Source organism: Variovorax sp. PAMC26660 (assembly GCF_014302995.1).
Taxonomy (GTDB): Bacteria; Pseudomonadota; Gammaproteobacteria; order Burkholderiales; family Burkholderiaceae_C; genus Variovorax.
The window spans coordinates 4,666,348-4,679,395 of record NZ_CP060295.1 but is presented as its reverse complement, the minus strand read 5'-3'; the positions used below and the strand labels follow the sequence as shown (position 1 = coordinate 4,679,395).

The 13,048-nt window shown below is 63.9% G+C and carries 17 protein-coding genes; 9 read left to right on the top strand and 8 right to left on the bottom strand.

Features of this window, described 5'->3' with window-relative positions:
- Positions 1-27: 27 nt before the first annotated feature.
- The 3 genes from ggt to H7F35_RS21945 form a co-directional block, all read right to left on the bottom strand.
- Positions 28-1,764 (bottom strand): gamma-glutamyltransferase, encoded by a 1,737-nt coding sequence (gene ggt, locus H7F35_RS21955; RefSeq protein WP_187108697.1) that lies wholly within the window; start codon positions 1,762-1,764, stop codon positions 28-30.
- Between the two features lie 41 nt (positions 1,765-1,805).
- On the bottom strand, positions 1,806-3,407 hold the full coding sequence (locus H7F35_RS21950) for a class I SAM-dependent methyltransferase (protein ID WP_261803304.1): 1,602 nt from the start codon (positions 3,405-3,407) through the stop codon (positions 1,806-1,808).
- 194 nt (positions 3,408-3,601) lie between these two features.
- Positions 3,602-3,886, bottom strand: a complete 285-nt coding sequence (locus tag H7F35_RS21945) for a hypothetical protein (protein WP_261803303.1) — start codon at positions 3,884-3,886, stop codon at positions 3,602-3,604.
- 74 nt (positions 3,887-3,960) lie between these two features.
- Here H7F35_RS21945 and H7F35_RS21940 point away from each other — a divergent pair, with 74 nt between their 5' ends.
- Positions 3,961-4,935 (top strand): IS1595 family transposase, encoded by a 975-nt coding sequence (locus tag H7F35_RS21940; RefSeq protein WP_187108694.1) that lies wholly within the window; start codon positions 3,961-3,963, stop codon positions 4,933-4,935.
- Here the strand turns inward: H7F35_RS21940 and H7F35_RS35175 are convergent.
- Positions 4,930-5,184 (bottom strand): ribosomal protein L7/L12, encoded by a 255-nt coding sequence (locus tag H7F35_RS35175; protein ID WP_187108693.1) that lies wholly within the window; start codon positions 5,182-5,184, stop codon positions 4,930-4,932. The two genes, H7F35_RS21940 and H7F35_RS35175, sit on opposite strands and share 6 nt — an antisense overlap.
- 179 nt (positions 5,185-5,363) lie before the next feature.
- On the opposite strand from H7F35_RS35175, the gene H7F35_RS21930 reads away from it, so the two are divergent.
- The 5 genes from H7F35_RS21930 to H7F35_RS21910 all read left to right on the top strand — a co-directional run bounded on the left by H7F35_RS21930 (position 5,364) and on the right by H7F35_RS21910 (position 8,271).
- Positions 5,364-5,639, top strand: coding sequence for a hypothetical protein (locus tag H7F35_RS21930; RefSeq protein ID WP_187108692.1), 276 nt, complete (start codon positions 5,364-5,366; stop codon positions 5,637-5,639).
- 546 nt (positions 5,640-6,185) lie between these two features.
- A complete protein-coding gene (locus H7F35_RS21925) occupies positions 6,186-6,878 on the top strand; it encodes a hypothetical protein (RefSeq protein WP_187108691.1) in 693 nt (230 codons plus the stop codon).
- Positions 6,878-7,417, top strand: coding sequence for a GTPase (locus H7F35_RS21920; protein WP_187108690.1), 540 nt, complete (start codon positions 6,878-6,880; stop codon positions 7,415-7,417). The genes H7F35_RS21925 and H7F35_RS21920 overlap by 1 nt, the downstream gene beginning before the upstream one ends.
- Entirely contained in the window at positions 7,414-7,812 is a 399-nt protein-coding gene (locus H7F35_RS21915; RefSeq protein WP_187108689.1) for a roadblock/LC7 domain-containing protein, read from the top strand. The genes H7F35_RS21920 and H7F35_RS21915 overlap by 4 nt, the downstream gene beginning before the upstream one ends.
- Before the next feature lie 99 nt (positions 7,813-7,911).
- Complete coding sequence (locus H7F35_RS21910; RefSeq protein WP_187108688.1) at positions 7,912-8,271, top strand: hypothetical protein; 360 nt, start codon at positions 7,912-7,914, stop codon at positions 8,269-8,271.
- Between the two features lie 82 nt (positions 8,272-8,353).
- Here the strand turns inward: H7F35_RS21910 and H7F35_RS21905 are convergent, their stop codons facing one another.
- From H7F35_RS21905 to H7F35_RS21895, 3 genes are all read right to left on the bottom strand, one after another.
- Complete coding sequence (locus tag H7F35_RS21905) at positions 8,354-8,593, bottom strand: hypothetical protein (protein WP_187108687.1); 240 nt, start codon at positions 8,591-8,593, stop codon at positions 8,354-8,356.
- A 141-nt stretch (positions 8,594-8,734) separates the two neighbouring features.
- A complete protein-coding gene (locus H7F35_RS21900; RefSeq protein ID WP_187108686.1) occupies positions 8,735-8,965 on the bottom strand; it encodes a hypothetical protein in 231 nt (76 codons plus the stop codon).
- Positions 8,966-9,084: 119 nt separating this feature from the next.
- On the bottom strand, positions 9,085-10,410 hold the full coding sequence (locus tag H7F35_RS21895) for an aspartate aminotransferase family protein (RefSeq protein WP_187108685.1): 1,326 nt from the start codon (positions 10,408-10,410) through the stop codon (positions 9,085-9,087).
- 96 nt (positions 10,411-10,506) lie between these two features.
- On the opposite strand from H7F35_RS21895, the gene H7F35_RS21890 reads away from it, so the two are divergent.
- The 3 genes from H7F35_RS21890 to H7F35_RS21880 all read left to right on the top strand — a co-directional run bounded on the left by H7F35_RS21890 (position 10,507) and on the right by H7F35_RS21880 (position 12,431).
- Entirely contained in the window at positions 10,507-11,364 is an 858-nt protein-coding gene (locus tag H7F35_RS21890; protein ID WP_187108684.1) for a LysR family transcriptional regulator, read from the top strand.
- A 228-nt stretch (positions 11,365-11,592) separates the two neighbouring features.
- The gene (locus tag H7F35_RS21885; RefSeq protein WP_187108683.1) at positions 11,593-12,213 is read left to right on the top strand and encodes a stage II sporulation protein M; all 621 of its coding nucleotides are present in this window, start codon (positions 11,593-11,595) and stop codon (positions 12,211-12,213) included.
- A complete protein-coding gene (locus tag H7F35_RS21880; protein WP_187108682.1) occupies positions 12,213-12,431 on the top strand; it encodes a hypothetical protein in 219 nt (72 codons plus the stop codon). The genes H7F35_RS21885 and H7F35_RS21880 overlap by 1 nt, the downstream gene beginning before the upstream one ends.
- Before the next feature lie 11 nt (positions 12,432-12,442).
- Here H7F35_RS21880 and H7F35_RS21875 read toward each other — a convergent pair whose 3' ends face one another.
- Positions 12,443-13,036 (bottom strand): TetR/AcrR family transcriptional regulator, encoded by a 594-nt coding sequence (locus tag H7F35_RS21875; RefSeq protein WP_187108681.1) that lies wholly within the window; start codon positions 13,034-13,036, stop codon positions 12,443-12,445.
- Positions 13,037-13,048: the final 12 nt, after the last annotated feature.

Sequence of the window (13,048 nt, the reverse complement as noted above, 5' to 3'; positions counted from 1 at the left end):
ACGACCGCCTTCGAGTTTGCCGCAGGTTCAGTAGCCTGCCGCCAGGCCGGTATTGCGGCGGGGGTCGTTGGCGCCGTAGAAGCGGTTGTTGCCCACCGGCTTGCCGCCCAGGGACGGTGCACCGACGATGATCGCCGCGAGGTGGTTGGCCGGTTGCGGCACGCCCAGGTTGTGGCCCATGTCGGTCAGGATCTTGCGCGTGTCGGGGCTCAGCGCATAGGTCTCGACGTTGGTGACGTCAGGCAGCCATTGCTGGTGGAAGCGCGGTGCATCGACGGCTTCCTGCACGGTCATGCCGTAGTCGATGGCGTTGATCATGGTCAGCATCACGGCGGTGATGATGCGGCTGCCGCCCGGCGTGCCGACCACCATCACGGGCTTGCCGTCCTTGGTCACGATGGTCGGGCTCATCGAACTCAGCGGACGCTTGCCCGGGGCGATGGAATTGGCCTCGCCCTGCACCAGCCCGTAGAGATTAGGCACGCCGACCTTCGAGGTGAAGTCGTCCATCTCGTCGTTCAGCAGCACACCGGTCTTGGCGGCCGTGATCTTGGCGCCGAACCAGTCGTTCAGCGTGTAGGTCACCGAGACCGCGTTGCCCCACTTGTCGGCAATCGAGTAGTGGGTGGTGTTGCTGCCCTCATGCGGCGCGACGCCCGGCTTGATGTCCTTCGAGACGCCGGCCTTCTTGGGGTCGATCACGGCGCGGATCTTCTCGGCATAGCCCTTGTCGAGCAGGCGGTCGAGCGGGTTCTTCACGAAGTCGGGGTCGCCCAGGTAGCTGTTGCGGTCCACGTAGGCGTGGCGCATGGCTTCGATCTGGTAGTGCACGGCCTGTGCCGAGTGGTAGCCCAGGTCCTTGAGCGGATAGCCCTCCAGGATGTTGAGCATCTCGCAGATGATCACGCCGCCCGAGCTCGGCGGGGGCGCCGACACGACGTGATAGCCGCGATAGTCGCACTCCACCGGCGGCAGTTCGCGCGTCTTGTACTGGTCGAGGTCGGCCTGCGTGATCAGGCCCTTGCCGCCCTGGCTCGACGCCACGATGGCATTGCCGACCCAGCCCTTGTAGAAGCCGTCGGTGCCCTTGGTGCTGATCTCTTTCAGCGTCTTGGCCAGGTCCTTCTGGACCAGCCGGTCACCTACCTTGTAGGGCTCGCCCTTGTTCAGGAAGATGGCCGCGGAAGCCGGGTCTTCCTTGAAGTCGGCCGTGGCGGTGCCGAGCAGGTCGATGTCACCCTGTTCCAGCGCAAAGCCTTTTTCGGCCAGCTGGATCGACGGGGCGAGCAGCTCGCCGCGCTTCATGGTGCCGTACTTCTCGCGTGCGTATTCCATGCCCGAGACGCTGCCCGGCACGCCCACGGCAAGGTGGCCCTTGGTGCTCAGGCCCTTGATGACGTTGCCGTCCTTGTCGAGGTACATGTTGGCCGTGGCGGCCAGCGGCGCCTTCTCGCGGAAGTCGAGGAAGGTCTTGCGGCCGTCGGCCAGTTGCACGGTCATGAAACCGCCGCCGCCAAGGTTGCCGGCAGCCGGGTAGACCACGGCCAGCGCATAGCCCACGGCGACCGCCGCGTCGACGGCGTTGCCGCCGCGCTTGAGCACGTCGACGCCGATCTTGCTGGCCAGGTGCTGCGCGCTCACGACCATGCCGTTCTCCGACGCGACCGGCGCCTGCGACGCGGCATTCGACGCGCTGGCGGCTGCCAGCGCAAGCACCGCCGCAACGGCAGCGTGCAGTTTCGGGGCCCAGTGGATTTTTTGCATGTTGAAGTCTCCTCTGTAAGTTCGATGACGAACGATGGTGGTCAGGCCGTGAGCAATGCCTTGCGCCGCAAAGCATCGAGCGCCAGCGCGACCTGTTGCTGCGCAAATTCCTTCACCGTCGACGGGTCGGTCAACGGCTTGTCGTCCTTGATGAAGCGCAGGCGTTCGCTGTGCACTTCGGCTGCCAGATGTTCGGCCAGCGCCTCGTGGGAGTGGGTGCCGTCGAGCAGCGGCAGCAGGCTGCGCTCGAGCAGCGTGAGCCCCACGGATTCGTGCCACTGGTTGCAGATGTTGGCCGTGGCGCCCGCCGCCAGCGCGAGGCCGGGCGCAACGCGCATGGCTGGCAGTGCCTGCGGCAAACCCGAGACCGCCGCCACGGCGGGCACCGGCGTACGCCGGATTCGCAAGGCGCCGAGGATCAGCAGTTCCTCGAGCATGGCCATCACGGCCGCATCGATTGCGGCCACTGGCTGGTTCGTGAGCTTCGAGGCGGCGGCAATCAGCGCATCCGCCGGCATCGACGCCGGATAGCTGGCATCGAGCAACTGCGCCACAGCCTTGTGCACGGGCAACCGCAGCGTGACTTTCAGGCCGCGAATCGCATGGCAAGGCTGTTCGCGGGCATCGAGCGTGAGTGCCCCGCCGTCCTCGGCCGCGAACGTGCCGGCGAACTCCAGCGCGCGAATGCGTGCGGCGTCGAGGCGATAGCGGATGTCCCTGGCGCTTGCCTGTTTGACCAGCAAAGTTTGGCGGAAAGTGCGGTTGACCAGGAAGTCGAGGTACTGCTCCATCATGACCTGGCTGCCGCCGCATTCGCGCAGCAGCGGGTCGCGCACCTTCTCGCCGTAGTTCTGCACGAACATGGTCGACGGCTCCGCATCGCACAGGTAAGACAGGCCGTGAGCCTCCGCGCGCGCGACGAATTCCTTGAAGTAGCACGGCGCATTGCAGGGCTCGAGGAACTCGTGCAGCAGGTAGGAGCTGCTGGCCCCACGCACGATCGGCATGGCTTCTTCGAGCGTCTTCTTGAGCACGCTGTCGGCACGGGCCGATTGCTCCAGGAATTCGAGCATGCCGCGCGCGTAGGAAAGCTTTTCTTCCGGCGTGTCGCGCGGGCCGCCGCGCAGGATCATCGCGTCGCGCACAATCTCGCGCGCCTTCCAGCCGGGGTACACGTTGTAGCTCACATAGGCCACGCCGTTCGGCGCCAGGTTCTCCGAGCAGATGCGCAGGATCGCGTCCTGCACCGGACCCGGCACCCAGCTGTAGACGCCATGGCAGACGATGTAGTCGAACTGGCCGAACGAGGCGTCGATGCCGGTGATGTCGAAGGCCTTCAGCTCGATGTTCGGCAGGCCTGCGTGGCCGATGGCTGCCACGCCTTGCGCGACCTGCACCGTCGAAAGATCGACACCGAGCGCGCGTGCCTCGGGGTGGCGCGCTGCAAAGGGAATCAGGTTGCCGCCGGCCGCGCAGCCGAGTTCCAGCACACGGGCCGTGGCCGGGGCCGGGGCATCGAGCCCGAACAGGTATGCCAGCGCTTCCAGATGCTCCATGGCCGACTGAGGAAACGGGTGCGAGTCATAAGGCACCGCGTCGTAATAGCTGGTCAGCGTGGAGGTCAGGGAATCCGGCACGAGCATCCTTTGTGGGATCGAAGCAGGCTGCGGCGCCTTGTGTTCCTGGCGGAAATGGAGCGATGCGACAGCGCCCGCCGACTATAGCCTCGCGGTCGCGCAAAAAAAAGCGACTCCCGGGCCGTGGGGCACGGTCGAATCGCGGCATAAAAAAAGCCCAGCCGCGAGGCTGGGCTTGAAATCCTTGCTGCTGGCATGCATCAAGGACCCCGCACAGATTGACCAGCGGGGGACGGTTGACCCGTCAAGGAGAAACCGGGAATCGGTGCGAACACCGGTGAAAGGTCGAATCGGTCGACAGGGGCGCTCGACATTTCGGTGATGGGACGAAGCCAGTGCGCTGCAGCCTCATCGGGCAGCATCGCCCGCAGTTGTGCATCGCGCCACAACTCGCGCGCGAGCTCCTCCAGTTCGAGGAAGTCCACGGTGTGCCACTGCTGCTGCAGGCGATGTGCGCAAACAGCAATCCAGAGGGTGGCGGGCATGTGTTCCATGCGCACAGTTTACTGTATATTTGTAAGGGGTATCCTTTTAGCTCCAGCAATCACAGAACTACTGGATGGACGTACAGATATTAGCGCCGACAGCGGGCAAGGACTACCCCCAGACCTGGAACGAATTCCTCGACTGGTTTTCCACCGAGGACGACTGCCTCGCCTACTTGGAGCGGCTGCGCTGGGGTGATGGATTTATCTGCCCGAAGTGCGGAAGCATTGGCGAGGCATATCGCGCCAGCCGTACCCGCCTGATGTGCCGTGGCTGTCAGCACCAGACCACCGTTACTGCCGGCACCATCTTCGACAAGACTCGCACGCCGCTGCGCGTGTGGCTGGCTGCGGCCTGGTATCTGACAAACCAGAAGCAAGGCGTCAGCGCCTTGGGCCTGCAGCGCGTGCTCGGCCTGGGCAGCTACCAGACCGCCTGGACGATGCTGCACCGGTTCCGCCGCGCCATGGTTCGCCCCGACCGGGATCAGCTCAAGGGCGTGATCGAGGTCGACGAGACCTATATGGCGCTGACCGACCGCGAGGACCCGCCTGTCAAGACCGGCCGCAAGCGCAGCACCTCGAAGCTGCTGGTCGCCGTGGCCGTCGAACTGCTGGAGCCCAAGGGGTTTGGCCGCATTCGGCTGCGTCGCATTCCCAAGGCTTCGGCGCAGTACCTGATCCCGTTCGTCCAAGAGAGCATCGAGCCCGGCGCCCAGGTGCGCACCGATGGTGCGGGTGCCTACAAGCCGCTGAAGGATTTGGGCTACGACCACCAGCGCACGGTGATGCTCGGCTCGGAGGTGCCGGCTCATGTGTCGATGGCCGGTGTTCACCGCGTGGCGGCCTTGGTGAAGCGCTGGATTCTGGGAACACACCACGGTTCGGTGCAGCCCGAACACTTGGATGCCTATCTCGACGAGTTCGTCTTTCGCTTCAACCGCCGAACCTCGGGCTCACGCGGCATGCTGTTCTATCGGCTGCTCCAGCAGGCCGTGGTCACGGCTCCCGTAACCTACGCGGATGTGATTCAGTCGAGCGACTCATAAGAGCCCATGCGACGTCGAGTCGCCATTTCCTTCGATAACCTCTGCTGATGCTCCCAGCTCCCGAAGAGAGAGCACAAGCCGATGCGCTTCCGCATCGGGAACTTGGACTCTCTGAGGTTCATCGCGCAGCACTCCATCGGTAACGGCCTTGGCGTCGGCCAATCCCAGGCCCGTTGCGGCTCGCAAGGTCGTCGTGCAAGAGACCTTCAGAAAACCAGGTCGCCATCCGGTGATTTCAACAATTGCCATCGGCAGTAGATGTTTGCATCAAGGTTTCCATCGAATGGCCGTTTGAGCCGCTGGGATCTGAGAGTAGCGCGTCCCTGTAAACATCGCTAATATCTGTACGTCCATCCAGTACTCTGCATCACTGGAGCTAAAAGGATACCCCTTATATTTGTACAGTCTTTTCGCCCAAGGATGTCGTCATGTCCATGAACCAAGAAACAGTCAACTCTCCCAACCACGCGCTGACAGAAGCCCTGGCCTGGATTTCCAGATTCGCGCATGCCTGGAAGGCCATCGAGCCAGTTCCTCAAAGCCTCAGCATCGACGGCTTCATCATCTGGGGACCGGTGCTCTACGAGAAGCACAAAGGCGACGACCCGGTGAAGCTGGCGCAGCAGATGTTCGGCCAGTCCGGCAGCTACGCCAGATACCTCTATCCCGGCCGCGAACCGCGCCCGGCCAGCACCGCGTCTTAGAATGGCCCGATGAATTGGCACGCACTGCTTCCGCTCGCTTTGGTCATCACTGGCTGCTCGACCGCTCCCAACGAGATCACACAGGTTCGCGAAGGCGTCCTGCGCGCCGTGACGTACGTCCAGGCTGCGGACTACTGCGACGCGAGGAGCTTGACGCCCCGATGGCTGGGCAAGGCACCCGCGGAACAAGGCGTCCTGTTTCAGTGCAACTGACTGACGCCGTTCATTCCTGAACGGCAACCGGGATGCCCCCTGCAGCGCATCCCCCCAAGACAAATCTACAGCCCCGCTGACTAACGCGGGACCTGTGCGCGCACGCCCAGTGTGACGCCGCCTTCGGCCGCCCGACGACCGCCAAGGCAAACACCCCGCACCCAAGCATTTCCGCAGTTTGTGAATTACTGCCGCTCAGGCGCGCCCCAACTGTATGCAGTGGATACAAAAGCTAAGTATTTACCCCATAAACTACTTTTGTTTTCAATTTGACACCATCTGAGGCGAAGAGACGCGATAGCGCTCCGAACTGTCGGAACGTCCCGTCACACCATGCGTTCGCACACGGCTACCTTCAATGCAGCATTGCTGTCCCCCGCAGTGCGAGAACGCTTCCAGACCCTGTTCTCGGTGGCCGAACGCAAGTCGGTTCTGGCATGGCAGGAAGCTCCCTTGCCCCGCGCGGAAGTCGTGATCTGCGACAGCGATCTGCAGGATCTGTCGACCGAAGGATCTTCCTGCACGGTGTTCGTGGGCGCTGCCGTCGCCCCCACCCAACCAGCGGCCACCAACGCCACCCGGCGTTTTCAGTTGATGCCTGACTTCACGGTCGGTCAGTTGCTTGACACGCTCGATCGCGCCGCCGTGTGGCTGCTCGAAGTGCGCAGCCAGAAGCACGTGCAACAACGCGCACAGGAAGTCGAACTGCCATCGTCGAGCTACCAACTGCGCCGGTGGGTCACGCTTTCTGCCGACTTGTCGGCGCCCGGCTATGTCCGCGCGATGGCGTTGCTGACGCGCGAGCCGATGTCGATGGAGCGCCTGTGCAACCACAGCGGATTGCTGAGCTGGCAGGCCCACGACCTGCTGACCGAACTCAAGCGCCTGGACGTGCTGAGCCTGACGAGTGCGGCGATCCGCCGGCCGGCCAGCCAGGCTGCATCGAGCACCGATCGGCGCGGCGGCTTCTTCTCGAAACTCTCCCGCTGGTTGCGGCAAGGCCGCCCCGAGGCCGGGGGCCGCTGATGTCGGTCCACCTGCGTGTTGCGCTCATGGGGCCCATGGGCATCGGGAAGACGACCGCCATCCGCACTGTGTGCGGCAACCTCGCGGTCGATTGCGATGTGCCGAACCTCGACACCGCCACGCACGCCAAGGCGACGACGACCGTTGGCGCCGACTTCGGCGAAGTGGATCTGGGCGATGGCGACAAGCTGCAGATCTACGGCTGCCCCGGCCAGGAGCGCTTCAACTTCGTCCGGCAATGGGTGCTGTCGTCCTCGGTGGGCGTGTTCGTCATGACCGACCTGCATGAACCCGATGCCGTGGCCGAAACCGCTCGACTGCTGGCCGAAGTGGCCAGCAGCCCGTCATCGCCGATGGCCGCAGTGCTGGTGTCCCGGCCCGCCACCCATGCGCAGATCGACGCCTTCGCGGCATCGCTGATGCAAAAAGGCGCCGGTCTCGTGCCGGTGCTCCAGGCCGATGTCAGAGACCGGCAACAAATGCTCGACATGCTCCAGGTGCTGGCCTCGATGCTCTCTCTCAAGGATGAAATCGCTTGAAGTTCCGCTCTCCCCTGTTGCCCGCGCACGTCGTGCTGGGCGCGCAAACAGCGCTCGATGACCTGGCCGCGCCGCTGGCCGGCCTGCGCACTGCCCTGGTGGTCACGCCCGACGGCTTCGAGATCGCACAGCTTCAGCGCAGCAGCCTGAACATCGCCAAGCTCGCGGCCATGACCAGTTCGCTGATGGCCATGGCACGCGCCGTGGGCGGCGAACTCGCCTTCACCGATTGCCGCCGCCTCGTGTTCGACGCGGAACAAGGCACCGTGGCCGTGCAGCCCGTGCCCGCGGCGTTCCCGAGCCTGCTGTGCTTTGTTCTGGGGCCCGACGCCACCCTCGGCCGCGCCCTGTGGACCATGGGCGAGGTCGTCTCCGCGCTGCGCAAGATCGACTGATTCGCACACCCCTATATATGTCCGCAGCATCGCTCGTTAGGCCGGGCTGCGGACTTTTTTCTGCCAACGAAATTTTTCTCAAACAGATCGGACTGCTACATGGCTAATTTGAACGACTCCCTCGCCCAACTGCAGAGCATCGACGGTGCACTGACCGCCGCGGTGGTCGACAGCTCCAGCGGCATGGTGCTGGGCAGCGTCGGCTCGGGCGTCGACATCGAACTCGCGGCGGCGGGCAATACAGAGGTCGTGCGCGCCAAGCTCGCGACCATGAAATCGCTGAACCTCAACGACCAGATCGACGACATCCTGATCACGCTGGGAAAGCAGTACCACATCATCCGCCCGGTTGCGAAGAAGGAAGGCCTGTTCGTCTACATGGTGCTCGACAAGGCACGCGCCAACCTTGCGCTGTCGCGCCGCAAGGTGCAGGACATCGAGCAAGCTCTCGTTGTTTGAGGTTCGATTTATCGATTCGAAGCCGCCCGCGAGGCGGCTTTTCGTGCCTGCACGGTGCGCAGGATCGCGCTGGATCGAACGGCTATCTCGACGGCTTTTCGGCGGCGATCTCGGCCGCGGCCGGCGCGAACATGCCACGCCTCAAGGTCCAGATGCAGGCACCCAGGCGCAGCAGCCTCTCCACGTTGCTGTCGTAGGACGCGCTTTCTGCATCTTCCTGATCGATCAGATCCGCGATGCAGGCGAGCGCATCCGTGGGCGTGAAGCCGAGCCCGGCACGCGCCATGTCGATCGCTGTCGCCAGAACCTCGGTCTTCCCCATGTTGGATTGGTGTCCATGTCGCGCACCCCGGGCACGGCCATGTCTTGTCGGGACAGGCACGCCAGGCTTGCGCTGTTTTTCAACAGAAGCGATGCCGGGTGCCTTGCGCCGGAGGTTGGCGAAAGACCCAGCGCATTTTGATCAGCCCCGAGGTCCGGAAACCCACTCTTTGACAAAGTGGAAGGCCCGGATACGCGCGCGCTCGAAGGCACCGTCCCACGTCAGCTGCTGCGTGATCACGAGCGCGCATTTCTGGACGCCGCGCAGGCTCAACTTGGCAACCCCGGCGTACGAGCCGTGAAGCGTGCGAACGATCTCGAAATCCGCGGTCCAGCCCTCGGGCAGTTCAAAAACGTGTGAAGGTGCTTGCATGATGCAGCGAGGTTAAGCCGGCTGGCTCGCTGAACCCAGGAATTAATACACGAGTATTAACAAACGTTTCCTAAAAATTAACTACGGTGAACATTGGGGGGTTCGGACGGGGTGATGGACTAACCTCGATTCACCCCTTCCCGCACAGCCGTTTCGATTGCCTTGTCGAGCAGTTCCAGGCCGAGGTCGATCTCGCTGTCGCTGATCGTCAACGGCGGTGCGATGCGGAAAACGCCGCCCATGGAAGGCAGCTTCACGATGTTCATGCTCAGCCCGCGCTTCATGCACTCGCGCGTGATGGCCTCGCCAAGTTCGAAGGCCGGCTTCTTGGTCTCGCGATCGGTGACGAGTTCCAGCCCGAGCAGCAAGCCACGACCGCGCACGTCGCCGATGCACGCATGGCGCGACTGCATGTCGAGCAGCCCTCGGGTCAGGCGCTCGCCGGCGGTGCGTGCGCGTTCGACCAGTCCGTCGCGCTCCACGACCTGCAGCACCTTCAGCCCCACCGCGGCGGGCAGCGGGTCGGAGACATGCGTCGTATAGAACAGGAAGCCGCGCGCATGAGCCTCGTCCTCGATCGCGGCGGTCGTCACCATGGCCGCCAAAGGCAGGCCCGCACCCAGCGTCTTGGAAAGCGTCAGGATGTCGGGGGCAACGCCGTCGCGCTCGCACGCGAACATCAGGCCGGTGCGGCCGACGCCGGTCTGCGCCTCGTCGACGATCAGCAGCATGCCGCGCTCGCTGCACTTGCCCTTCAACGCAGCCATGTAGCCCGGCGGCAGTTCGAGGATGCCGCCGCTGCTGAGGATGGGCTCGGCAATGAATGCGGCGAGCGCCCCCGTGGATTGCCTGTCGATCTGCTCGAAGCCGTCATCGAGTTCGCGGCGCCAGTCGAGTTCGCCGTCTTGCGTCGTGAAGCGCGGCCGGTAGGCGTTGGGCGCCGGAATGGCCAGCGAACCGGCAGCCGTCGGGCCGTAGCCCTTGCGGCCCGCGCTGTAGGTTGCCGCGGCCGCGCTGCCGGTCATGCCGTGCCATGACTGCGTGAAGGCCACCACTTCGTGCCGGCCCGTCACGAGCTTCGCCATGCGAATCGCCGCTTCGTTCGACTCGGCGCCGGTGCTCAGCAACAGGCAGCGCTCCAACTCGCCCGGCGCGTGTCGCGCGATCTGCTCGGCGAGCTCCACCACCGGACGCGACAGCATGCCGCTGAAGAGGTGATCCAGCTTGCGGACATACTCCGTGACGACGGCAACGATGTCCGGATGCGAGTGACCGAGCAAGGCGCTCATCTGGCCCGACGTGAAGTCGAGAATCCCTCGGCCATCTGCGTCGTAGACGAAGCAGCCCTGGGCACGCTCGATGATCAACGGCTCGAAGCTGCCGCCATAGCGCACCAGGTGCCGCCCGGCCTGCTGCCAGAACTGGGGGTCGTTGTTCCTGCTCATGTCGATGCTTCCCGATCAAAATGAAGCACGTTACGCATCGACGGCTGCGCCGAGAAGCGAATTGTTTTGAACTCAGGTATCAGGAGAATTCATACCGTGAGCCAATCCCTGGACATCGACCTGCTTCGCAGCTTCGTCGCCATTGCCGAGACGGGCGTGCTGGGCCAGGCGGCGGTCCGCGTGGGGCGCACGCAGTCGGCGCTCAGTATGCAGATGCAGAAGCTCGAAGGCATCGTCGAGCAACCGCTGCTGTATCGCACCGGGCGAGGCGTCACGCTCACTGCCACCGGCGAACGGCTCCTGGTGCGCGCGGGGGAACTGCTGCGCAAGCACGACGAAGCCTTGGCGGAGCTGCGCGGCAAGCAACTGTCCGGGGTGCTGCGCTTCAGTTGCCCCGACGACTACGCGGTCGTGTTCCTGCCATATCTGCTGCAAAGCTTTGCCAGCCTACACCCGGGAGTGCAATTGGAAGTGATGTGCGCGCCAACGCCCCGGCTGCACGAGCTGCTGGCGCGGCATGCGGTCGACCTGGCGCTGGTGTCGGTGGCAAGCACAGCGATCGGTGCCGACGTGATCCGGCACGAGCCGCTGGTCTGGGTGGCGCAGCGTGGCGGTGCCGCTGCGTTGCTCGACCCGTTGCCATTGGCCCTTGGTTCGCCGGATGCGCTCGACCATCTGTTGCCGAAGCAGGCGCTGGAAGCCGCAGGTCGCGCCTACCGGCTCGCTTATGCAAGCAGCAGCCTCTCGGGCCTGGTCGGCATGGCACGGTCCGGCCAGGCCGTCATCGTGCTGACGCGAACAGCCGTTCCCGACGACCTGCAGATCCTGACGTCGGAACACGGGCTCCCCGATTTGCCGAGTGTCGGGGTCACGCTCGCTTGCGACCGTGACGAGCCCAGCGCACTGACGGCTGCATTCGCAGCGCATGTCAGGAAGTTTCTTCCCGCGGCTTGAAGGGCCGCCGGCCTTCTTCGGCGTCGCCGAGGCCGCCTCTTCCGGATGCATGCCGGTGGCCTGATTCAGGCCACCGGGTTTTGCCGCGCCGCTGCGCATCCAGACCGAAACGGTTGCAAACCAACCGAATCGGTAGAATAATCGCATTCCCCAAACCGGCGAAATGCGTGGGTCGACTCATCGGCTCAACGCTGGATCGCTCGACTGCATGCGACAAGGAAGCACACGTTGGCCCTCTTGCACGAAGCCTTCTCGATCATCAAAGAGCACAAGAAGGCGTACATCGTTCTCAACGTCGTCTTCTATGGCCTCGTGCTGATCGGCATGGTTGCCGCGGCGTTCATTCCGGAATTGCGAACTCACACCAACCTGGGCGTGGCGCAGTCGCTTTCGCAGCCGGGCCTCATGGCGGTGGTCAAGGAGGCCTATGGCAATGGGCATCTGTTGACGGCCATCGGCCTCACGTTCGCCGTCAACCTGGCTGTTGCGCTGTGCCAGACAACACTGCCATCGTTCGTCATTCCATTCGCAGGCATGCTGGTGACGCTCTGCCGCGCGGTGTTGTGGGGCTTCATCTTCTCGCCCATCGGCGCCGACCGTGCCACGCTGATTCCACACTCGCTCACGCTGCTGATCGAAGGGCAGGCCTATGTGCTGGCCGCATTTTCGGCCTACGTCCAGGGCCGCATGTTTCTCTGGCCGAGCCGCTACGGACGGGCCTCACGCTGGGCCGGGTACAAGGCCGGCGTGTCTTCGACTGCGCGACTCTATGTGCTGGTGACGCTGGCTCTTTTGGTCGGCGCAATCTACGAGGCCATCGAGGTGATCTACCTGATGCCTCGCTTCTGATGCATCCGATGATGGATGCGATGCGCCTGTGGCTGCATGCGCGCTCTTCGGCCATCGCACAGCACATGCGAACACTCGTCGTACTCGGCGTTGTCTTCTGCGTGCTCTACGCCGTCGGCATCGCCGTCACGCCACTGGTGGCCGAGCTGCATTTCTCGGTCGGCACCTGCGGGATTGTCAGTCGCTGGTGCCTGAACCTGTGCTGCGTATTCAGGTAGGCGCCCGAAACTTAGCGGGGCCCGGCACGCTTGCGTGAACTGCTCTTCTTGTGGCCGAGTGCGTCCATGGCCGACGCGATGATCTCGCCGCGCCACTCTTGCTTCAAGCCCATGCGGGCCGCCAGCAATGCAGTGATGCCAAGACCGGAGAACGCGCTGGTGATGCGCACGATTCGCTCTGCCGTGGCGGTCATCAGATCGGTCCCGAGCGCCTGGTAGACGATGAGGCCCAGCTCCGTCAATTGAGGGTCGACGTTCTCTTCAGTGCCGGCGTTGTTCGCGAGCTGACTGGCGAGCGCCGACACGCCCGGCCAGTCGAAGGTGTAGTCGACGGAATCTTCCACCACGGCCCTGTCACGCTCGGCGCCGGGGGGAAGTTCTGCGACGCTGGCCAGCAGCGCCAGCAGATGGTCGCGGCCCGTCTTGAAGCTGGCGTCATAAATCGCCTTCTTGCTCGGGTAGTGGTGCAGCAGCCCCGCCTTCGAGTAATTGACAGCATCCGCGATCTGCTGAAGCGACGTGTTCTCGAAACCATGTCTGGCGAACAATCCGGCAGCGCGGTCGATGATCTCGGCATCTATTTGAGATTTGGTCGGCCTGGGCATTCAAGAAGTCTA

Coding starts and splice junctions, on each gene's coding strand:
- ggt (WP_187108697.1), bottom strand. CDS start 1,764: ATGCAAAAAATCCACTGGGCCCCGAAACTGCACGCTGCCGTTGCGGCG.
- H7F35_RS21950 (WP_261803304.1), bottom strand. CDS start 3,407: ATGCTCGTGCCGGATTCCCTGACCTCCACGCTGACCAGCTATTACGAC.
- H7F35_RS21945 (WP_261803303.1), bottom strand. CDS start 3,886: ATGCCCGCCACCCTCTGGATTGCTGTTTGCGCACATCGCCTGCAGCAG.
- H7F35_RS21940 (WP_187108694.1), top strand. CDS start 3,961: ATGGACGTACAGATATTAGCGCCGACAGCGGGCAAGGACTACCCCCAG.
- H7F35_RS35175 (WP_187108693.1), bottom strand. CDS start 5,184: ATGGCAATTGTTGAAATCACCGGATGGCGACCTGGTTTTCTGAAGGTC.
- H7F35_RS21930 (WP_187108692.1), top strand. CDS start 5,364: ATGTCCATGAACCAAGAAACAGTCAACTCTCCCAACCACGCGCTGACA.
- H7F35_RS21925 (WP_187108691.1), top strand. CDS start 6,186: ATGCGTTCGCACACGGCTACCTTCAATGCAGCATTGCTGTCCCCCGCA.
- H7F35_RS21920 (WP_187108690.1), top strand. CDS start 6,878: ATGTCGGTCCACCTGCGTGTTGCGCTCATGGGGCCCATGGGCATCGGG.
- H7F35_RS21910 (WP_187108688.1), top strand. CDS start 7,912: ATGGCTAATTTGAACGACTCCCTCGCCCAACTGCAGAGCATCGACGGT.
- H7F35_RS21905 (WP_187108687.1), bottom strand. CDS start 8,593: ATGGGGAAGACCGAGGTTCTGGCGACAGCGATCGACATGGCGCGTGCC.
- H7F35_RS21900 (WP_187108686.1), bottom strand. CDS start 8,965: ATGCAAGCACCTTCACACGTTTTTGAACTGCCCGAGGGCTGGACCGCG.
- H7F35_RS21895 (WP_187108685.1), bottom strand. CDS start 10,410: ATGAGCAGGAACAACGACCCCCAGTTCTGGCAGCAGGCCGGGCGGCAC.
- H7F35_RS21880 (WP_187108682.1), top strand. CDS start 12,213: ATGCATCCGATGATGGATGCGATGCGCCTGTGGCTGCATGCGCGCTCT.
- H7F35_RS21875 (WP_187108681.1), bottom strand. CDS start 13,036: ATGCCCAGGCCGACCAAATCTCAAATAGATGCCGAGATCATCGACCGC.